The organism is Pseudomonas sp. NBRC 111132 (assembly GCF_001320565.1).
GTDB classification, from domain to species: domain Bacteria; phylum Pseudomonadota; class Gammaproteobacteria; order Pseudomonadales; family Pseudomonadaceae; genus Aquipseudomonas; species Aquipseudomonas putida_P.
The window spans coordinates 112,680-131,499 of sequence record NZ_BCBI01000003.1 but is presented as its reverse complement, the minus strand read 5'-3'; the positions used below and the strand labels follow the sequence as shown (position 1 = coordinate 131,499).

The 18,820-nt window shown below is 62.5% G+C and carries 17 protein-coding genes; 11 read left to right on the top strand and 6 right to left on the bottom strand.

Translation table 11 applies throughout. From position 1 onward, the window contains the following. The first annotated feature begins 32 nt into the window (after positions 1 to 32). The 4 genes from clpX to APH35_RS02640 all read left to right on the top strand — a co-directional run bounded on the left by clpX (position 33) and on the right by APH35_RS02640 (position 6,355). Complete coding sequence (clpX, locus tag APH35_RS02655) at positions 33 to 1,316, top strand: ATP-dependent Clp protease ATP-binding subunit ClpX (protein ID WP_012271563.1); 1,284 nt, start codon at positions 33 to 35, stop codon at positions 1,314 to 1,316. Positions 1,317 to 1,480: 164 nt separating this feature from the next. Next, complete coding sequence (lon, locus tag APH35_RS02650) at positions 1,481 to 3,877, top strand: endopeptidase La (protein ID WP_012271564.1); 2,397 nt, start codon at positions 1,481 to 1,483, stop codon at positions 3,875 to 3,877. A 152-nt stretch (positions 3,878 to 4,029) separates the two neighbouring features. After that, positions 4,030 to 4,302: an HU family DNA-binding protein gene (locus APH35_RS02645; RefSeq protein ID WP_012271565.1), complete on the top strand. Its 273-nt coding sequence runs from the start codon at positions 4,030 to 4,032 to the stop codon at positions 4,300 to 4,302. 181 nt (positions 4,303 to 4,483) lie between these two features. Further along, positions 4,484 to 6,355, top strand: coding sequence for a SurA N-terminal domain-containing protein (locus APH35_RS02640; RefSeq protein ID WP_060514157.1), 1,872 nt, complete (start codon positions 4,484 to 4,486; stop codon positions 6,353 to 6,355). 82 nt (positions 6,356 to 6,437) lie between these two features. On the opposite strand, the gene APH35_RS02635 is transcribed toward APH35_RS02640, so the two are convergent. Continuing rightward, positions 6,438 to 7,478 (bottom strand): patatin-like phospholipase family protein, encoded by a 1,041-nt coding sequence (locus APH35_RS02635; RefSeq protein ID WP_012271567.1) that lies wholly within the window; start codon positions 7,476 to 7,478, stop codon positions 6,438 to 6,440. A gap of 178 nt (positions 7,479 to 7,656) precedes the next feature. Here APH35_RS02635 and APH35_RS02630 point away from each other — a divergent pair, with 178 nt between their 5' ends. The 3 genes from APH35_RS02630 (at position 7,657) to APH35_RS02620 (ending at position 9,604) form a co-directional block, all read left to right on the top strand. Then, positions 7,657 to 7,935 carry a lipoprotein gene (locus tag APH35_RS02630; RefSeq protein ID WP_003250254.1) on the top strand — a complete coding sequence of 93 codons (279 nt, stop codon included), beginning with the start codon at positions 7,657 to 7,659 and terminating at the stop codon, positions 7,933 to 7,935. 14 nt (positions 7,936 to 7,949) lie between these two features. After that, entirely contained in the window at positions 7,950 to 8,729 is a 780-nt protein-coding gene (locus APH35_RS02625) for a CHAD domain-containing protein (RefSeq protein WP_012271568.1), read from the top strand. A 77-nt stretch (positions 8,730 to 8,806) separates the two neighbouring features. Further along, entirely contained in the window at positions 8,807 to 9,604 is a 798-nt protein-coding gene (locus APH35_RS02620) for an acyl-CoA thioesterase (RefSeq protein WP_012271569.1), read from the top strand. A gap of 36 nt (positions 9,605 to 9,640) precedes the next feature. On the opposite strand, the gene APH35_RS02615 is transcribed toward APH35_RS02620, so the two are convergent. From APH35_RS02615 to APH35_RS02605, 3 genes are all read right to left on the bottom strand, one after another. Further along, entirely contained in the window at positions 9,641 to 10,009 is a 369-nt protein-coding gene (locus APH35_RS02615) for an Mpo1-like protein (RefSeq protein WP_060493059.1), read from the bottom strand. 75 nt (positions 10,010 to 10,084) lie between these two features. Then, complete coding sequence (locus tag APH35_RS02610) at positions 10,085 to 11,563, bottom strand: methyl-accepting chemotaxis protein (protein WP_060493058.1); 1,479 nt, start codon at positions 11,561 to 11,563, stop codon at positions 10,085 to 10,087. 94 nt (positions 11,564 to 11,657) lie between these two features. Continuing rightward, the gene (locus APH35_RS02605; protein WP_060514156.1) at positions 11,658 to 12,452 is read right to left on the bottom strand and encodes a TatD family hydrolase; all 795 of its coding nucleotides are present in this window, start codon (positions 12,450 to 12,452) and stop codon (positions 11,658 to 11,660) included. A gap of 157 nt (positions 12,453 to 12,609) precedes the next feature. Between APH35_RS02605 and APH35_RS02600 the strand changes: the two genes are divergently transcribed. The 4 genes from APH35_RS02600 to greB all read left to right on the top strand — a co-directional run bounded on the left by APH35_RS02600 (position 12,610) and on the right by greB (position 15,582). Continuing rightward, positions 12,610 to 14,016 carry a transglycosylase SLT domain-containing protein gene (locus APH35_RS02600; RefSeq protein WP_060514155.1) on the top strand — a complete coding sequence of 469 codons (1,407 nt, stop codon included), beginning with the start codon at positions 12,610 to 12,612 and terminating at the stop codon, positions 14,014 to 14,016. Positions 14,017 to 14,129: 113 nt separating this feature from the next. Further along, positions 14,130 to 14,567, top strand: a complete 438-nt coding sequence (locus tag APH35_RS02595; RefSeq protein ID WP_012271574.1) for a DoxX family protein — start codon at positions 14,130 to 14,132, stop codon at positions 14,565 to 14,567. 224 nt (positions 14,568 to 14,791) lie between these two features. Further along, positions 14,792 to 15,100: a hypothetical protein gene (locus tag APH35_RS02590; RefSeq protein ID WP_012271575.1), complete on the top strand. Its 309-nt coding sequence runs from the start codon at positions 14,792 to 14,794 to the stop codon at positions 15,098 to 15,100. A gap of 11 nt (positions 15,101 to 15,111) precedes the next feature. After that, positions 15,112 to 15,582: a transcription elongation factor GreB gene (gene greB, locus APH35_RS02585; protein ID WP_012271576.1), complete on the top strand. Its 471-nt coding sequence runs from the start codon at positions 15,112 to 15,114 to the stop codon at positions 15,580 to 15,582. 47 nt (positions 15,583 to 15,629) lie between these two features. Here the strand turns inward: greB and APH35_RS02580 are convergent, their stop codons facing one another. Together APH35_RS02580 and APH35_RS02575 are read right to left on the bottom strand one after the other, a co-directional pair. Beyond that, a complete protein-coding gene (locus APH35_RS02580) occupies positions 15,630 to 18,137 on the bottom strand; it encodes an ABC transporter permease (RefSeq protein ID WP_060514154.1) in 2,508 nt (835 codons plus the stop codon). Further along, positions 18,137 to 18,820 carry an ABC transporter ATP-binding protein gene (locus tag APH35_RS02575; protein WP_012271578.1) on the bottom strand — a complete coding sequence of 228 codons (684 nt, stop codon included), beginning with the start codon at positions 18,818 to 18,820 and terminating at the stop codon, positions 18,137 to 18,139. The genes APH35_RS02580 and APH35_RS02575 overlap by 1 nt, the downstream gene beginning before the upstream one ends.

Here is an 18,820-nt window from a genome sequence, read left to right as displayed (position 1 = left end):
GTGTTGCAAGCCTACCGGATTGGATCGATCGAATGACTGACACCCGTAACGGCGAGGACAGCGGCAAATTGCTCTATTGCTCCTTCTGCGGCAAAAGCCAGCACGAAGTGCGCAAATTGATTGCCGGGCCCTCGGTATTTATCTGCGACGAGTGCGTCGACCTGTGCAATGACATCATCCGTGAGGAGGTGCAGGAAGCCCAGGCCGAAAGCAGCGCGCACAAATTGCCTTCGCCGAAAGAAATCAGCGGCATCCTGGACCAGTACGTCATTGGTCAGGAGCGCGCGAAGAAGGTGCTGGCCGTAGCGGTGTACAACCACTACAAGCGCCTGAACCAGCGTGACAAGAAGGGTGACGAAGTCGAACTGGGCAAGAGCAACATCCTGCTCATCGGGCCGACTGGCTCGGGCAAGACCCTGCTCGCCGAAACCCTGGCACGCCTGTTGAACGTACCGTTCACCATTGCTGACGCCACCACCCTGACCGAGGCCGGTTATGTGGGTGAGGACGTCGAGAACATCATCCAGAAGCTGTTGCAGAAGTGCGACTACGACGTGGAAAAGGCCCAGATGGGCATTGTCTACATCGACGAAATCGACAAGATCTCGCGTAAGTCGGACAACCCATCCATCACCCGTGATGTTTCGGGCGAGGGTGTGCAGCAGGCGTTGCTGAAATTGATCGAGGGCACCGTGGCCTCGGTTCCGCCGCAAGGTGGCCGCAAACACCCGCAACAGGAATTCCTGCAGGTTGATACCCGCAACATCCTGTTCATTTGCGGTGGTGCGTTCTCGGGCCTGGAAAAGGTCATCCAGAACCGTTCCACCAAGGGTGGCATCGGTTTTGGCGCCGAAGTGCGTAGCAAGGAAGAGGGCAAGAAGGTTGGCGAATCCCTGCGTGAGGTCGAGCCGGACGATCTGGTCAAGTTTGGCCTGATCCCGGAGTTTGTCGGCCGTCTGCCGGTATTGGCTACACTCGACGAGCTGGACGAGGCTGCGTTGATGCAGATCCTCACCGAGCCGAAGAACGCCCTGACCAAGCAGTATGCCAAGTTGTTCGAGATGGAAAGCGTCGACCTCGAGTTCCGCAGTGATGCGCTCAAGGCCGTAGCGCGCAAAGCCCTGGAGCGTAAAACCGGCGCCCGTGGCCTGCGTTCGATCCTCGAAGGCGTGCTGCTCGACACCATGTACGAGATTCCTTCGAAGAAGGAGGTCAGCAAGGTGGTGATTGACGAGAGCGTCATCGAGGGCACCTCGCAGCCGCTGATGATCTACGAGAACAGCGAGCCGCAAGCCAAGGCCGCGCCAGACGCCTGATTCAGGTAATGGCCGGTTCTCGGTTGCAAGCAAGAAGGGGGCCTACGGGCCCCTTTCTGCTTTTCCTGCGCAAGCGCTTGTAATTTCCCAGGCGTGCCCCCACATTAGGTCCAAGCATCATTTCCACCGGTTTCCGGCCATAAGGCCGCTGTAGAGGCGAAATCATGAAGACCACCCTCGACTTGCCTCTTTTGCCATTGCGCGATGTCGTTGTTTACCCGCACATGGTTATCCCGCTGTTCGTGGGGCGTGAAAAGTCCATCGAAGCCCTCGAGGCAGCGATGACGGGCGAAAAGCAGATCCTCCTGCTGGCCCAGAAGAATCCAGCCGACGACGACCCGGGTGAGGACGCCCTGTACCGCGTCGGTACCGTTGCCACTGTGCTGCAACTGCTGAAGCTGCCTGATGGCACCGTGAAGGTGTTGGTCGAAGGCGAGCAGCGTGGCGCCGTCGAGCGTTTCACCGAAGTAGAAGGGCACATCCGTGCCGAAGTCTCCCTGATCGACGAAACCGATGCCGCCGAGCGCGAGTCGGAAGTGTTCGTGCGCACGCTGCTGTCGCAGTTCGAGCAGTACGTTCAGTTGGGCAAGAAAGTCCCTGCCGAAGTGCTGTCTTCGCTGAACAGCATCGAAGAGCCTGGGCGCCTGGTCGACACCATGGCCGCGCACATGGCCCTGAAGATCGAGCAGAAGCAGGAAATTCTCGAAATCGTCGACCTGACTACCCGTGTCGAACACGTGCTTGCGCTGTTGGACGCCGAAATCGACCTGCTGCAGGTCGAAAAGCGCATTCGCGGCCGGGTCAAGAAGCAGATGGAGCGCAGCCAGCGCGAGTACTACCTGAATGAGCAGATGAAGGCCATTCAGAAAGAGCTGGGCGATGGCGACGAAGGCCACAACGAAGTCGAAGAGCTGAAAAAGCGTATCGAAGCCGCTGGCCTGCCCAAAGATGCCCTGGCCAAGGCCCAGGCAGAGCTGAACAAGCTCAAGCAGATGTCGCCGATGTCGGCCGAGGCCACCGTGGTACGTTCGTACCTCGACTGGCTGGTGCAGGTGCCGTGGAAGGCGCAGAGCAAGGTGCGCCTGGACCTGACCAAGGCCGAGGAAATCCTCGACGCCGACCATTATGGTCTGGAAGAGGTCAAGGAACGTATCCTCGAGTACCTTGCCGTACAGAAACGCGTCAAGAAAATCCGCGGCCCGGTGCTGTGCCTGGTCGGCCCACCCGGCGTCGGCAAGACCTCGTTGGCCGAGTCGATCGCTGCCGCCACCAACCGCAAGTTCGTGCGTATGGCCCTGGGTGGTGTGCGTGACGAGGCCGAAATTCGCGGCCACCGCCGTACCTACATCGGCTCCATGCCGGGCCGTCTGATCCAGAAGATGACCAAGGTGGGGGTGCGCAACCCGCTGTTCCTGCTCGATGAAATCGACAAGATGGGCAGCGACATGCGCGGCGACCCGGCCTCGGCGCTGCTTGAAGTGCTCGACCCGGAGCAGAACCACAACTTCAACGACCACTACCTGGAGGTCGACTACGACCTTTCGGACGTGATGTTCCTGTGCACCTCGAACTCGATGAACATCCCGCCGGCGCTGCTCGACCGGATGGAAGTCATCCGCCTGCCGGGTTACACCGAGGACGAGAAGATCAACATCGCGGTCAAGTACCTGGTACCCAAGCAGGTCAAGGCCAACGGCTTGAAGAAGGAAGAGCTGGAAGTCGACGTCTCGGCGATCCGCGACATCATCCGCTACTACACCCGCGAAGCCGGTGTGCGGGGCCTCGAGCGGCAAATCGCCAAGGTCTGCCGCAAGGTGGTCAAGGAACATACCGGGCAGAAGCAGGTCAAGGTCAAGGTGGCCAGCGAGCAGCTGGAGCATCTGCTGGGCGTGCGCAAGTTCCGCTACGGCCTGGCCGAGCAGCAGGACCAGATCGGCCAGGTGACCGGCCTGGCCTGGACTCAGGTTGGCGGCGAACTGCTGACCATCGAGGCCGTGGTCATCCCCGGCAAAGGCCAACTGATCAAGACCGGCTCGCTGGGCGATGTCATGGTCGAGTCGATCACCGCCGCGCAGACCGTGGTTCGCAGCCGCGCCCGCAGCCTGGGGATTGCAGCCGACTTCCACGAGAAGCACGACGTGCACATCCACATGCCTGAAGGCGCCACGCCGAAGGACGGCCCAAGTGCCGGTATCGGCATGTGCACCGCGCTGGTGTCGGCACTGACGCAGATTCCGGTACGTGCCGACGTGGCCATGACCGGCGAAATCACCCTGCGTGGCCAGGTGTTGGCCATTGGCGGGCTGAAGGAAAAACTGCTGGCGGCACACCGTGGCGGGATCAAGACGGTGATCATTCCAGAGGAAAATGTGCGCGATCTGAAGGAGATTCCGGAAAATATCAAACAGGATCTTCAGATCAAACCGGTCAAATGGATTGACGAAGTCCTGCAAATTGCGCTGCAATACGCCCCGGAGCCCTTGCCAGATGTGGCTCCTGAGATTGTCGCGAAAGATGAAAAGCGCGACGGCGATGCTAAGGAAAGAATCAGCACGCATTAGTAGTTTTTGGCTGGGGGGCTTTCCTTGACAGTTTTTTCGGGGCCTTGCTATAAAGCGGCACGCTATTGTCAACAGGCCACCCAGCGCACGTTTCATAAGCTTTTCATTACATACTTAGAAACAAACTCAATAGAGAAATAAGGGGACTTAGAGTGAACAAGTCGGAACTGATTGACGCTATCGCCGCATCTGCAGACATCCCGAAAGCTGTAGCCGGCCGTGCGCTGGATGCAGTCATCGAATCCGTCACCGGCGCCCTGAAGCAAGGTGACGATGTAGTACTGGTTGGCTTCGGTACCTTCTCGGTCAAGGATCGCGCCGAGCGTACCGGCCGCAACCCGCAAACCGGCAAGGCGATCAAGATCGAAGCCGCCAAGGTTCCAGGTTTCAAGGCAGGCAAAGGCCTGAAAGACGCCGTCAACTAAGTCGTCTTTCAGCCGGACCCGGCCTGGCCTGGTCCGAGCACGGTGACGGCGGGGCGCAAACGTTCCCGCCTGACACGTTTGCTAAGAAAAGGCGCATCCTCGGATGCGCCTTTCTTTTATCAGGATTCTACCCACGCTCCGCGGTTGTCGACGCAGTGGTACAGCCGTTTCTGGGGGACGCATGCTGCAAAATATCAGGGACAATTCACAAGGTTGGATTGCCAAGACCATCATCGGCCTTATCGTCGTGTTGATGGCGTTGACCGGCTTCGAAGCCATTTTTCAGGCCGCCACCCATAGCCAGGACGCCGCCAAGGTGAACGGCCAGACCATCAGCCAGAACGAGCTGAGCCAGGCGGCCGACATGCAGCGCCGTCAGCTGATGCAACAGTTGGGCAAGGATTTCGACCCAGCGCTGCTGGATGACAAATTGCTGCGTGAAGAGGCCCTCAAGGGCTTGATCAGCCGCAAGCTGCTGCTGCAAGGCGCCGAAGATGCCAAGTTCGCCTTCTCCGAGGCCGCGCTTGATCAGGTGATCCTGCAGACGCCGGAGTTTCAGGTGGACGGCAAGTTCAGTGCCGACCGTTTCGACCAGGTCATCCGCCAGATGGGCTACGGTCGCATGCAGTTCCGCGAGATGCTCGCCGAGGAAATGCTCATCGGCCAGCTGCGCACCGGCCTGGCTGGCAGCAGCTTCGTGACCGATCAGCAGGTTGACGCCTTTGCTCGCCTCGAGAAGCAGACGCGCGACTTCGCCTCCCTGACCTTCAAGGCCGACCCGGCCGCGGTCAAGGTCAGCGAAGAAGAGGTGAAGGCGCACTACGACCAGCACGCCAAGGAGTTCATGTCGCCTGACCAAGTAGTGATCGACTACATCGAGCTGAAGAAGTCGGCGTTCTTCGACCAGGTCAAGGTCACCGACGAAGAACTCAAGGCCCAGTACGAGAAGGAAATCGCCAACCTCGCCGAGCAGCGCCATGCCGCGCACATCCTCATCGAGGTCAACGACAAGGTCACCGAAGCCCAGGCCAAGGCCCGCGCCGAAGAGATCGAGCAGCGCCTGGCCAAGGGTGAAGACTTCGCCGCGCTGGCCAAGGAGTTCTCCCAGGACCCAGGCTCGGCCAACAACGGCGGCGACCTCGGCTTTGCCGGCCCGGGTGTATACGACCCAGCCTTCGAAGACGCGCTCTACAAGCTGCAGGATGGCCAGGTATCGACGCCGGTGCGTACCGAGTTTGGCTACCACCTGATCAAGCTGCTGGGCGTGCAGGCGCCAGAAGTACCGAGCTTCGCCAGCCTGAAGGACAAGCTGACCCGCGACCTGAAGATTCCGTTGGTCGAGCAGCGTTATGTCGACGCCAGCAAGCAACTGCAGGATGCAGCCTACGAGGCTTCCGACCTGGCCCAGCCGGCCCAGGACCTGAACCTCAAGGTGCACACCTCTGCAGCGTTTGGCCGCGAAGGCGGTGAGGGCATCACGGCCAACCGTTCAGTGGTGCAGGCCGCGTTCTCCGAAGAAGTGCTGGATGAGGGTGCCAACAGCACCGCCATCGAACTCGACCCGGAAACCACTGTAGTGCTGCGTGTCAAGGAGCACCGCAAGCCAGAGCAATTGCCGCTGGAAGCTGTGGCCAAGAACATCAGCGAACACCTGGCCAAAGAGAAGGCGACTGCCGAGCTCAAGGCCAAGGCGGACAAGCTGATTGCCGGCCTGCGTGATGGTTCCATCGCAGCAGGTAGCGTGCATGAAGGGCAAGGCTGGAAAGCTTATGAAGCAGTTACCCGTGGTGAGGACGGCATTGACCCGGCCGAGCTGCAGGCGCTGTTCCGCCTGGGCAAGCCGCAAGCCAAGGACAAGCCGGTTTATGGCAGCGTAGTGCTGCGCGACGGTAGCCTGGTAGTACTGCAGCTCAAGGGCGTCAACGAAGGCGCAACTGCCACCGACGAAGAGAAGCAGCAGATCCGCCGCTACCTTGCGTCGCGTGCTGGCCAGCAGGACTTCGCGGCCTACCGCAAGCAGCTGGAAGCCAATGCGGATATCACCCGTTACTAAGGTGATCGCTGCATGAACAAACAGGCCGCCTCGTGCGGCCTGTTTCATTTCGGTTCACGTGAAGGCATGCACGGTCATCGTGTTAGCGCTTCACCCCTTCATAGTTATCCAGCGTATCCCGCGCAATCTCCCGCCCTAGAGCAATCAGCTCCGGCGCCTTGTAGAACTCGAAAAACCGGCAGACCCGTTTAGGCACGTTGATCAGCACGTCCGGCGGATAGCCGGCGATTTTGTACTGTGCCAACGAGGTCTGCATGACCTCGAAGCTCTGGTTGATCAGGTCCAGCAGCGAAGCAGGCCCCACGTTATCGATGATGAACGAACCGGTAGCCGACTTCGGTGCACCCTCGCGCTCCGGTGCCGCCGCCGGTTGCTGGCTTTCCGGGTCGGCGGCATCGTTCAGCCATGGGCTGGGTGGAGCCAGCCCTTCGGCGACGATCTCCTGCTCGATGCGTATCAGCTCCTCGGCCGGCTTGCGCCGAAACGGCAAGCGTGAACCCAGTGAACTCAACAAAGCATCAAAACGCATCTTGAATGCCGCCGGGCGTTCGATCACCGGCAACTGATAGTGCTTCTGGTTGGTGGCGTTGAGGTTGACCGCGATGATCAGGTCGCAATGGCTGGACACCACCGGGACGATTGGCAAGGGGTTGAGGATGCCTCCGTCGACCAGCATGCGGTTGCCTTGCATCACCGGTGTGAACAGGCTGGGGATGGCTGCCGAGGCGCGCATGGCCTGATGCAGGCAGCCCTCCTGGAACCAGATTTCCTGCTGGTTGGTGAGGTCGGTGGCCACTGCTGTGTAAGGAATACGCAGTTGCTCGATGTTGATTTCGCCGACGATCTTGCGGATCTGCCCAAACACCTTGTCGCCGCGAATGGCACCCAGTCGAAAGCTGACGTCGACTAGGCGCAATACATCCAGATAATCCAGGCTTTCGATCCAGTTGCGGTAGTCGTCCAATTTGCCGGCGGAGTAGATGCCGCCAATCACCGCGCCCATGGAGCAGCCGGCGATACAGGCGATGTCGTAGCCGCGGCGCTCGATTTCCTCGATGACGCCGATGTGTGCATACCCCCGGGCTCCGCCCGATCCCAGTACCAGCGCTACGCGTTTACTCATGAACATTCCCCGGCCATTGCCACCATGGTCCTACAATGCACCCATCGCTGCCTGTGCTTCAATGTAGATCGCGCTGAGCTACTGTATTAAAACCGGCCGGAGCCCGCTGGCCGGGCAGGGCACTTTTCAGCTGCCGGGGCGTCGAACAGCCACCGAATTTTCCATTGAGGTATTACTGATGAAAGCCTGGATCTGCCTTCCACTGATTGCCTTGGCCCTTGCCGGCTGTGCGGGCAAGACGGCCTACCGTGACAGCTGCGCGACCCAGCTGGATGCCGCCTGGAAGGAACTGGACCTGGCCAAGGCCGAAGGCTTTGCCGGTGCCGTGAGCTATTCCAAGGCTTTGTCGCTGCTCACCGGGGCCAAGACCCAGCAGCAGTTCGAAGGTTACGAAAGCTGTACCCGCAAAGCTGAAAAGGCGCGCTTCTACATTCGTGAATCGCGCGCCGGGCGTTGACCAAGGAGCGTCCAATGTCTGCCATGCTCGATCATGTCGTAGCTCAGATTCTGGCCGTGCAGGTGCGCCTGCTGGCCTGTCGCGAGCGCTTGGCTGCCAATACCGACAGCGAGGCCTTGCACGACCTGCGTATCACCTTGCGCCGGCTGCGCAGCCTGCTGCGGCCGCTGCGCGGCCTGCCTGGCGTGGAGCAACTGGAAGATGCCGCCAGCGCGCTGGGTACCCTGACCACGCCGCTGCGTGATCGCGAGGTGCTGGCGGCTGAGCTGATCGGGCGCGGCCAAACCGCGGCCGGCCAGCGGCGCCTTCAGGGGCGTGACAGAACCTTCGCCAGTGTCGCTGCTAGCCCACAGCTGGCAAGGGTGCTGGCGATTGTCGACGCGTTTCCACTGTTTCTGCGTGCGGCAGGCCGTGAGGGTTTGGTCAAGTCGCTGGGCAAGCGCATCGACAAACGCCTGGTCAAGCAATGGCGCAGGTTGAACGAAGCGCTGCAGGACCCGGCCCACGATCGTCACCGGCTGCGTTTGCTGATCAAGCGTGCGCGCTATGGCGATGAGGCATACCCGCAGCTCAACCATGCAGGCAAGAAACTGCAGCGTTTGCTGAAGCAGGCGCAGGGCGACCTTGGCAACTGGCACGACCGCCTGCAATGGCTGCTGCAAGTGCGCGATCATGCCGACCTGGCCCCCTGCAAGGCGGCTTGGGAGCATGAGCTGCACGAGGCTGAGCGCCAATCGGATGTGACCCTCGATGCCCTGCAACGGGCGCTGGCGCGGCGCCAGCCCGAAAAATGACCGAAATGCGGGCTGATCCCCCGAGGTTTGCTGGCTAGGATGGGCAGACCTTTTTCGCTGCAGGCAGGAGCCGGCCAATGAATTTCAACCAACTGCTCGACGCCGTGCGGGCCAACCCGAACTCCGTCAGTATCCCGCCCAGCTGGGCCCAGGGCCGCGCTGCCTTTGGCGGGCTGATGGCGGCATTGGTCTATGAAACCATGCGCCTGAAACTCAGCGACAGCCGCCCGGTACGCTCGCTGGCCATCAGCTTTGTGGCGCCAGCGGCGGCAGATGTGCCGATCCGCTTCGAGGTGGAGGTGCTGCGTGAAGGCAAGGCAGTCAGCACCTTGCTGGGCCGCGCCGTTCAGGATGGCCAGGTGGTGACGCTGGTACAGGGCAATTTCGGTGCAGGCCGGCCTTCGGTGGTCGAAGTGCCAGCATTACCGGCGATGGAAATGCCGGCACTCGATGATGCAGCTCCCGAGTTACCGTACATCAAAGGCGTTACCCCGGAGTTCATGCGGCACGTGGCATTGCGCTGGGCAGTGGGCGGGTTGCCGTTTAGTGGCAATCAGTCGCGCAAGATGGGGGGCTGGGTACGGTTGCGGGATGTGGCTGAAGAACAGGTCAACGAAACGCACCTGCTGGCGTTGGTCGATGCCTGGCCACCGAGCCTGATGCCGTTTCTCAAGCAGCCCGCAGCGGGCAGCACGCTGACCTGGACCATCGAATTCATTCAGCCCACGGCGAAGCTATCGACCCTGGACTGGTGCCGGTATTGCGTAGAGACCGAGCATGCGCGGGATGGTTATGGGCATGCTGCTGCGGCGTTGTGGACCGCAGGGGGTGAATTGCTGGCCTTGAGCCGCCAGACCGTCACCGTGTTTGCCTAACCCGTAACCACAGCGATTGCGCGCATGATCGTCACGTCAATGGCGGTGCTTGTGCCGCTCCCGCCAGGCCTTCCACCAAGCCCCGCTGAGTACAAAGCGCGGGAAGGTGATGAACTGCTCGGTCAGTAAGCGTTGCATGGCATCCTGGCGGTTGGCGAATGGCTCGGGCTGTTCGGCTTCCAGGCGGTGGCCATGGCGCTGCAGGCCGAGGCCGGCGATCAAGGCAATGATACCCACCGCGATCTGGCCCAGGTCGAGACCGAAGAGGCCGGACAGCACCAGTAGAGCCCCCAGGATGAACAACGGCACGGCAATCAGGTGCAGCACCAGATTGGTCGGGTGGCGGTGGTTATGGTGGTAGCCGCGCCATTGCCAGGCGGGCAGGTTGGGCAGGCGTTTGCTCATGGGTAATTCCTCTCGGTCATGCCCAAAGCTTAGTGCGGCCCCCGAGCGGGGGCCAATCGAGGCTGGCTATGGTGGCTATAGCTTGAGCTGGCCAATGGCTTTGCTCAGTTCGCCTGCCAGGGTCGCCAGTTCGCTGCTGGTGGTCGCCGAGCTCACTGTCTGCTGCACAGTCTGCTCGGTGACATCGCGGATGCTCACCACCGCGCGGTTCATTTCCTCGGCCACCTGGCTTTGCTGCTCGGCCGCCACAGCAATCTGGGTATTGCTTTCGCGCATTTGCGCCACGGCACCGGTGATTTCGGCCAGCGCCTCACCGGCTTCCTGTGCCTGGCGCACGCAGTCGTCGGCCTTGTACGAGCTTTCCTGCATGAACTCCACTGCATCGCGGGTGCCCGACTGCAGGGCCGAAACCATGGTGGTGATCTCGTCTGTGGAGGATTGCACGCGTTTGGCCAGGTTGCGCACTTCATCGGCCACCACGGCAAAGCCGCGCCCCAAGTCACCGGCGCGCGCTGCTTCGATGGCGGCGTTGAGCGCCAGCAGGTTGGTCTGTTCGGCAATACTGTGGATCACACTGACCACGCCGTTGATTTTCTGGCTGTCTTCAGCCAGCTGACGAATCATCTCGGCAGTTTGCTGCACGCCGCTGGAAAGCCCGGAAATCGAATCCTGCACCCGGCTGACCACCTCTTTGCCACTGCCGGCCAGGGTGTCGGCGGATTGTGACAAGTCGCGGGTGGCGCCGGCGTGCTGGGCAATGTGGTGCACCGTCGCCGACATTTCGTTGATGGCGGTGGCCGCTTGATCGGTCTCGCTCTGTTGGCCAAGCATGCCGTGGCGCACGTCGCTCATGCTGGCGGCCAGGCGTGCGGCACCTGAGTCCAACTGTGCAGCGGTATGGGCGACGGTGCTGACCACGCGGTGATAGGTTGCCTGCATGGCGTTGAAGGCCCCGGCCATCTGGCCGACCTCGTCGCCACAGGCTAGCGGTACCCGAGCCGCCAGGTCGCCGGTTTTTTCCACGTGCAGCATCACGTCCTTGAGGGTATTGAGCTGGCTGAGCAGGAAGCGGATCAGCAGTTGTGAGGCGCCGAGCATGGCCAGCATCAATATCAGCACGCACACCGCGTAATTGCTGAAGCGATCGAAGAATACCTGGCGCAGGCTGGGCGACTGGGCCAGCACGGCAACCTGCTGGTCGCCGTTGCGCAGTACCTGTGCGCCGCGCAGCGGGTTGTCACCGAGGATCCAGGCGCTGGGCAGTGCAACCCAGCCCTGGGCGTTGCGCAGGGCTTCAAGGGCCTCACCGGCGAAGGTTGGCGTTTGCCCGGCCGACCAGCTGATGACGTTGGCCGGGCGCGGCAGTGCTTGCCCGGCCGGCCAGGCAGCCAACAACTGGGCTTGCGCGGCCGCTTGCTCCTGCGCTGCCTCGGCGCGTGCGCGTTGCTCCAGGTGCACGGCATACAGCACCAGCAGCAAGGTGGTCACAAAGGCCACCGCGTTGACGGCCCAGAATTTGTACTTCAAGGAAACGTTGCTAAGCCAGGCACCCATGGGCAGGTCTTCTCTGAGTTGAGCGGAAACAATATTGGCAAGGTGCCATCATTGTGCCTGTATCACTCAGGTCCGTTGTTGATATGCGTCAAATTCAGATTTGGAAAAATGCCCGCGCCGTCGCTGTGGTATGCGCCGCGGTCTGCTCGGCCGACTCACCTCGATGCAGGGCCACTTCGCGCAAGACCTCCGGCAGAAACGCCGGCTCGTTACGGCCGTTTTTCGGCTTGGGCCGCAAGCTGCGCGGCAGCAGGTAGGGCGCGTCGCTTTCCAGCATCAGCCGGCCTTGCGCAATGTTGCCCACCAGAGGGTGCAGGTGGGTGCCGCGGCGTTCGTCGCAGATCCAACCGGTAATGCCGATATGCAGGTCCATGTCCAGGTAGGCGAACAATGCCTCGCGCTCACCGGTAAAGCAGTGCACCACCGCGCCGGTCAGGTGGTCGCGGTAATCCTTGAGGATTGCCAGCAAGCGTTCGCTGGCATCACGCTCGTGCAGGAACACCGGCAGGCGCAGCTCCACAGCCAAGGCCAGCTGGGCTTCCAGGGCTTTTTCCTGCAGCGGGCGAGGGGAGAAGTCGCGGTTGAAATCCAGGCCGCATTCGCCCACGGCGCGCACGCGCGGTTCATTCAGCAACAGGCGCAGCTGGCGCTCGCTGTCGGCATCCCAGGCTTTGGCGTCATGAGGGTGCACGCCGGCCGTGGCGAACAGGTGCGCACTGCTCGGGTCCAGCTGCTGGCACAGCGCCAACGCCTGTTCGCTGACGGCCAGGCTGGTGCCTGTCAGCACCATTTGCGTAACCCCGGCCTCAAGTGCGCGCTCGACGATTGCTGCCTGTTGGTCGTGGAAACTGCTGTTGGTCAGGTTGACGCCGATATCGATCAGTTGCATGGTGCTATCTCGTGCCGCGGGGCGGCCAGCATAGCAAAAACCGCGTTTTTCTGAAAAAACCAAGAACTTCATGCTGTTGCCGTGGTCTTTTACCGTCATTTATCACTTGGCGGTGCAACCCATGGATGCCGCCCACCGACCACGGACACGTTTGCGCATGCTGCGATGCTGGCTTGTTTTCCTGCTGACGCTCGGGCTGGTCCTTGCCGGTCCGGCACAGGCGCGCGCGCCGGGGCCGCAGCAGAATATTCCGCCAGCCAAGGTGCGTGACCTGCAGCAAATTCGCACCAGCAAAGTGCTGCGGGTGCTGGTCAACCAGAGCCGCAACAGCTCGGGTGAGGTCAAGGGCGAGCCGGTCGGCATTGAGTATTATCGCCTGCGTGCCCTGGAGCATTACCTCAATGCTCGTACCGCCGACGACCAGCAGATCCAGCTAAAGCTCATCCCAAGGGCCAAGGAGCAGTTGCTGGGCGCCTTGGCCCGTGGCGAGGGTGACCTGGCTGCGCCTGGCGAACTGCTCGACCCCAGCACGGTGCGCGGCGTCAGCAGCAGTGCGCCGATACTCGACCAGGTGCCGTTGATGCTGGTCGGGCGTAAAGGCGAGCGAAGCTTCAGCAAGGTCGAGCAGTTGTCCGGGCGTACCGTGGCCTTAACCAGCGCCAGCGCCGCCGGGCCAATGATCCAGCAGGTCAACCAGCAACTGGCGCTGCGCAAGCGGCCGCCAATCAAGGTGGAGTGGGTCGATTCGACGCTGGCGGTGGAGGACGTGCTGGAGATGGTGCAGGCTGGCATCTACCACCTGACCGTAGTCGAGCAGCCAATTGCCCGCCGATGGGCGCGGGTTATGCCGCGCCTGCGCCTGGACAGCCGGGTGCACCTGGGGGCGCCGCAAGCCATGCGCTGGTATGTGGGGCGTGATGCGCCGCAATTGTTGGCGACGGTCGATCACTTCCTGCAAGGTTACCGCGCGCCTGACAACCAGGATGCCGCGTTCGAGCGCATCTACCGCCGTCAGTATCGGGTGCACAACCCGTTGGCCAGCAAGGACCGCCAGCGCCTGGCCTCGGTGCGGGCGGTGCTGCAGAAGCATGGCCAGGCGCAGCAGATCGACTGGCTCAACCTGGCTGCGCTGGCCTTCAAGGAGTCGACGCTCAACCCGGCCGCACGCGGCACCGGTGGTGCCCATGGCCTGATGCAGATCACCCCTTCGGCCGCCCAGCGCGTGGGGGTGAGCAACACCGCGACGGTGGATGGCAATGTCCAGGCCAGTGCTCGATACCTGGCGCTTATCCGGCGCAAGTTCTTCGCCAGTGCCAAGATCAACGAGCGTGAGCGCATGGCCTTTGTGCTGGCAGCCTACAATCTTGGCCCCGAGCGGGTCCAGGCCATGCGCGCCGAGGCTCGGCGGCGTGGGCTCAACGGTAACCAGTGGTTTTTCCAGACCGAACGCATCGCCATGGAGCAGGTGGGTATGGGGCCAGTCAATTTCGTCAACAGCGTCAACAAATACTACCTGGCGTTCAACCGCGAACGGGTCGCGCTGGAGCGCGTAGCGAAGCGTTGATGTATCGAATTTGTAGATTGTTATGTTGGGCTTTTTGCGATTTTCATATCAGTAGAATTGATTATGATGGCGCCCATCCCAACACAACTTCCTCGCTTCAAGGACGCTTCGACATGAACAACACTACCCTCAACGCCCTGTTCTCTACCCGTGCTGGCGCTGGCCTCAGCGTTATCCGCATCCTGGTCGGCATCATTTTCATGGCGCATGGTGCGCAAAAACTCTTCGGCCTGTTCGGTGGCTATGGCCTGGAAGGCACCGGCCAATGGATGGAAAGCATCGGCCTGGCCCCGGGTTACCTGATGGCCCTGCTGTCCGGTAGTGCCGAGTTCTTCGGCGGCCTGGCCCTGGTGGTTGGCCTGCTGGCTCGTCCAGCGGCGCTGGCGCTGACCGTGACCTTGGTGGTGGCGATCTTCTCGGTGCACATCGGCAATGGCCTGTTCATGTCCAACAACGGCTATGAGTTCGCCTTGGCGCTGCTGGCCGGTACCGTTGCCGTCATGATCGAAGGCGCAGGCCGCTTCTCGCTCGACCGCCTGATCGCCCGCTGATACTGCGCAAGCGGCAAGATGCAAGCCTCAAGCCGAAAGTGATCGGTTTGAGGCTTGTATCTTGCCGCTTGTAGCTCTAGCATACCGCCTGCGCCGATTTAAACAGCTACTTGCGGGGCGCAGGAAAGCCCCACCTCCGGGCCATCCGAAATACCGCTAAAGCGCTGGTTCGGTGACGCCTCCCACCGCTGCCCAGCGGGATTCGCGAGGCGGAGAGAAGCTCCATGAGTTGCCCACGTACCAGTGTCTGTTTGAGCCCTTTGCCTGCCAACCAGGCGTCCCGCACACCGCGCATCCTGCTCGGCGGCCAGCATCAGCCCACCCTTTTGCGTCATCTCGAAGGCCTGTCACGGCGCAAGGGCCAGGCGCGTGCCTTTCTGATTCAGTTCGCCGATAGCGGCTGCTACCTCGCGCAGTATGGCACTGACCGTTTCGACCTGGCCGTGATCCAGGCGCCAGCGCTGGAGGAGGCTGCCGAAGTCATCGGCCACCTCACCCGCATCGCGCGCCAAGGCCTGATTACCCGCCGCTGAGGAGTGCGCTGTTGAGCACCAACATCATCACCACGGAAGGCCATGAGGCGCTGAAGAAGGAGCTGGACCACCTGTGGCGGGTGTATCGGCCGGAAATCACCCAGAAAGTCGCCTGGGCGGCGTCGCTGGGAGACCGTAGCGAGAACGCCGACTATCAGTACAACAAGAAGCTACTGCGCGAAATCGACCGCCGAGTGCGTTACCTGCGCAAGCGCCTTGAAGATGTGAAGGTGGTGGCGTACTCGCCGCAGCAGGAGGGCAAAGTGTTTTTCGGTGCCTGGGTCGAAATCGAGAACGATGAGGGCGAGACCATGAAGTTTCGCATTGTCGGCTATGACGAGATCTACGGGCGCAACGATTACATTTCGATCGACTCGCCCATGGCCCGCGCCTTGTTGAAGAAGGAGGAGGGCGATGAGGTGGTGGTGCATACACCTACTGGTGAAGCGACCTGGTATGTGAACAGCATCAGCTACGGGTGATGAGTTGACGTTACCTGTGCCCGCCTCTTCGCGGGCACAGGCAGCCATCAAGTGTCGCGTAGAACCGCCAGCGGGCTAGTATTCAAGGCCCGTCGCGTCCCCAGTACCCCCGCACCCCCCACCAGCAACGCCCCCGCAAGCGGCAACACCAGCAACCACGGATGTGGGCTCCATTGCAGGTCAAAGGCGTAGCGGTACAGCACCAGGGTAATCAGTTCGCAGCCCACTGCAGCCAACAGCCCGCTGGCCGCTCCCAGCAAACCGAATTCGATACGCCGAGCCTTGACCAGCAACGGCCGCGCCGCCCCCAGGGCGCGCAGCAAGGCGCCCTGGCGAATGCGTTCGTCCAGTGTGGCCTGCAAGCCTGCGAACAGCACCGCCAGCCCGGCCGCCAGTACGAACAGCAGCACATACTCCACCGCCAGGGTCACCTGGGCGAGGATGCTGCGCAGCTGGTCGAGCAAGGCATCCACCTGCAGGATGGTCACTGCCGGAAACGCCCGTGACAGTGCCACCACATCCAGGTCATGCCCCGGTGCCAGGTAGAAGCTGGTCAGGTAGGTGGTCGGCAGCCCTTGTAGCGTGCCGGGCTGGAAGATCATGTAGAAATTCGGCTGGAAGCTGTCCCAGTGCACGCTACGCAGGCTGCTGACGCGGGCCTGGCGCTGCTGGCCGCCGATGTCGAAGGTCAGCAGGTCGCCCATGTGCAGTTTCAGGCTGCTGGCCAGTTCCGCTTCCACCGATACCCCGGGGATTTCGTTGTCGGCTGGCAAGGCTTGCCACCAGCTGCCGGCGGTCAGCGCGTTGCCTTCGGGCAATTCGGCGGCCCAGGTCAGGCTGAGGTCGCGCTGTACGGCGCGCTCGCCTGCCGAGTCCTTGCTGACGATCTGCTGTACCGGCTGCTCGTTGATCTGCACCAGGCGCCCGGGCGTCACCGGGTACAGCGGCGCTGAAGTGGCGTTGACCTGGTGCAGGCGTTGAGCGAACGGTTCGCGGTCATCCGGCAGGATGTTCAGGGCGAAATGGTTCGGCGCATCCTTGGGCAACTGCGCTTGCCAGGTGTCGAGCAGTTCTGCGCGTAGCAGGGCGACCAGGGCCATGGCCAGCAAAATCAAGCCGAAGGCCAGGGCCTGGCCGGCGGCAGCCATGGGGTGGCGTAACAGCTGGCCGAGCCCCAGGCGCCAGGTGAGTGGCGCGCCGGCCAGCAGCTGGCGCAGGCTGCGCAATCCGAGTAACAGCAGGCCACCGAGCAATAGTGCAGCGACCAGGCCGCCGCCGAGCAGGGCGAAAGTGAGCAGCAAGTCGAGGCTCAGGCGCCACATGATCAGGCCCAGGGCAAACAGAGCGGCGCCGTACACCAACCAGCTGCTGGGTGGTATCGGTAACAGATCACGGCGCAGTACCCGCAGTGGCGGAACTTGGCCCAGGGCGGCAATTGGCGGCAGGGCGAAGCCGGCCAGTGCAACCAGCCCGGTACCGATACCGGCCAGCGCCGGGATGATGCCACCGGCCGGTACCACGCTTGGCAGCAGGCCGTGCAGCAAGCGGAACAGGCCCAACTGAGCCAGCCAGCCGAGCAGGGCGCCGGCAAAGGCGGCGACGAGGCCGAGCATGGCCAACTGCAGGCAATACAAGCCCAGAGCCTGGCGGCGTGAGAGCCCCAGGCAGCGCAGCAGGGCGCTGGCGTCCAGGCGGCGTGCGGCGTAGCGGCTGGCCGAGAGGGCCACAGCCACGCCGGCCAGCAGCACGGCCACCAGGCTGGCCATGTTCAGGTAGCGTTCGGCCTTGCCCAGCGCGCCGCCGATCTGTTGGTTGCCATCGCGGGTGTCGCGCAGGCGCTGGTTGGCGGCCAGGTCTTTTTCCACGGCTTGGCGGTACCGGGCCAGTGCCTCGGCATCACCGCGCCACAGGTCGCGGTAGGTGACCCGGCTGCCCGGCTGGATCACGCCGGTTGCCCCCAGGTCGGCCAGGTTCATCATCACGCGCGGGGTAAGGCTGTAGAAGTTGTTGGCGCGGTCTGGCTCGTAGGTCAGCACGCGGCTCATGCGCAGGGTTTTCATGCCTACGTCGATGCTGTCACCAATCGCCAGCCCCAGTGCCGCCAGCAGGCGTGGTTCGACCCACGCCTCGCCAGGAGCAGGGCCGCCGCCAGGCGTTTCCTCGGCGTAAGGTGCCGGCGCGCTGCGTACTTGCCCGCGCAATGGGTAGGTGCCGTCGGCGGCCTTGACGCTGGACAGTTGGATGCCGTTATCGCCGCCCACCACACTGGTGAACTCGACCACCTGCGCGTGGCGCAAGCCAAGTGCCGTGCCGGTATCGATCTGTTGCTCGCGGGCGGGGGCACTGCCCTGCAGCACCAGGTCGGCACCCAGGAATTCGCTGGCGCGCAGTTGCATGGCACCGTTAAGGCGGGCGCCGAAATAGCCGATGGCGGTGCTGGCTGCCACCGCCACCAGCAGGGCGAAGAACAGCACGCGTACTTCGCTGGCGCGAATGTCGCGCAGCAACTGGCGCAGGGCCAGGCCGCACAGGCGGGATAACGGCATGTGGTTCATCAGGCTTCCACCGAGGTCACCAGGCGCCCCGCGTCCAGGCGGATCTGGCGGCGGCAGCGCCGGGCCAGGCGTTCGTCATGGGTGACCAGCACCAGGGTGGTGCCGCGCTCCTTGTTCAATTCAAACAGCAAGTCGCTGATGCGCTCACCCGTGTGGCTGTCGAGGTTGCCGGTGGGTTCGTCGGCAAACAACACCGCAGGCTGTGCGGCGAAGGCGCGGGCGATGGCCACCCGCTGCTGCTCGCCGCCCGACAGTTGGCGTGGGGTGTGGCTCAGGCGCTTGCCGAGGCCGACCCGTTCCAGCAGGGTGCGCGCCTGTTCGCGTGCATCGCGGCGGCCGTCCAGCTCCAGTGGCAGCATGACGTTTTCCAGCGCATTGAGGCTGTCGAGCAGTTGGAACGACTGGAACACGAAGCCCACATGTTCGGCGCGCACACGGGCGCGCTGGTCTTCATCCAGTGGCCCCAGGTCATGGCCGGCGAGAATGACCTTGCCAGCGCTGGGCTGGTCGAGGCCCGCGAGCAGGCCGAGCAGGGTCGACTTGCCAGAGCCCGAGGCGCCGACGATGGCCAAGCTGTCACCCTGGGTGAGATCAAGGGAAAGTGCGTGGAGGATGGTCAGGTCGCCTTCCGCGCTGGGGACCACTTTGCTAAGGTTCTGCGCAACGAGAATGCTGGGGCTCAT

Bases quoted from the DNA above. Each gene is read 5' to 3' on its own strand.
- clpX (WP_012271563.1), top strand. From the start codon at position 33: ATGACTGACACCCGTAACGGCGAGGACAGCGGCAAATTGCTCTATTGC.
- lon (WP_012271564.1), top strand. From the start codon at position 1,481: ATGAAGACCACCCTCGACTTGCCTCTTTTGCCATTGCGCGATGTCGTT.
- APH35_RS02640 (WP_060514157.1), top strand. From the start codon at position 4,484: ATGCTGCAAAATATCAGGGACAATTCACAAGGTTGGATTGCCAAGACC.
- APH35_RS02635 (WP_012271567.1), bottom strand. From the start codon at position 7,478: ATGAGTAAACGCGTAGCGCTGGTACTGGGATCGGGCGGAGCCCGGGGG.
- APH35_RS02630 (WP_003250254.1), top strand. From the start codon at position 7,657: ATGAAAGCCTGGATCTGCCTTCCACTGATTGCCTTGGCCCTTGCCGGC.
- APH35_RS02625 (WP_012271568.1), top strand. From the start codon at position 7,950: ATGTCTGCCATGCTCGATCATGTCGTAGCTCAGATTCTGGCCGTGCAG.
- APH35_RS02620 (WP_012271569.1), top strand. From the start codon at position 8,807: ATGAATTTCAACCAACTGCTCGACGCCGTGCGGGCCAACCCGAACTCC.
- APH35_RS02615 (WP_060493059.1), bottom strand. From the start codon at position 10,009: ATGAGCAAACGCCTGCCCAACCTGCCCGCCTGGCAATGGCGCGGCTAC.
- APH35_RS02610 (WP_060493058.1), bottom strand. From the start codon at position 11,563: ATGGGTGCCTGGCTTAGCAACGTTTCCTTGAAGTACAAATTCTGGGCC.
- APH35_RS02605 (WP_060514156.1), bottom strand. From the start codon at position 12,452: ATGCAACTGATCGATATCGGCGTCAACCTGACCAACAGCAGTTTCCAC.
- APH35_RS02600 (WP_060514155.1), top strand. From the start codon at position 12,610: ATGCTGCGATGCTGGCTTGTTTTCCTGCTGACGCTCGGGCTGGTCCTT.
- APH35_RS02595 (WP_012271574.1), top strand. From the start codon at position 14,130: ATGAACAACACTACCCTCAACGCCCTGTTCTCTACCCGTGCTGGCGCT.
- APH35_RS02590 (WP_012271575.1), top strand. From the start codon at position 14,792: ATGAGTTGCCCACGTACCAGTGTCTGTTTGAGCCCTTTGCCTGCCAAC.
- APH35_RS02580 (WP_060514154.1), bottom strand. From the start codon at position 18,137: ATGAACCACATGCCGTTATCCCGCCTGTGCGGCCTGGCCCTGCGCCAG.
- APH35_RS02575 (WP_012271578.1), bottom strand. From the start codon at position 18,820: ATGAGCCCCAGCATTCTCGTTGCGCAGAACCTTAGCAAAGTGGTCCCC.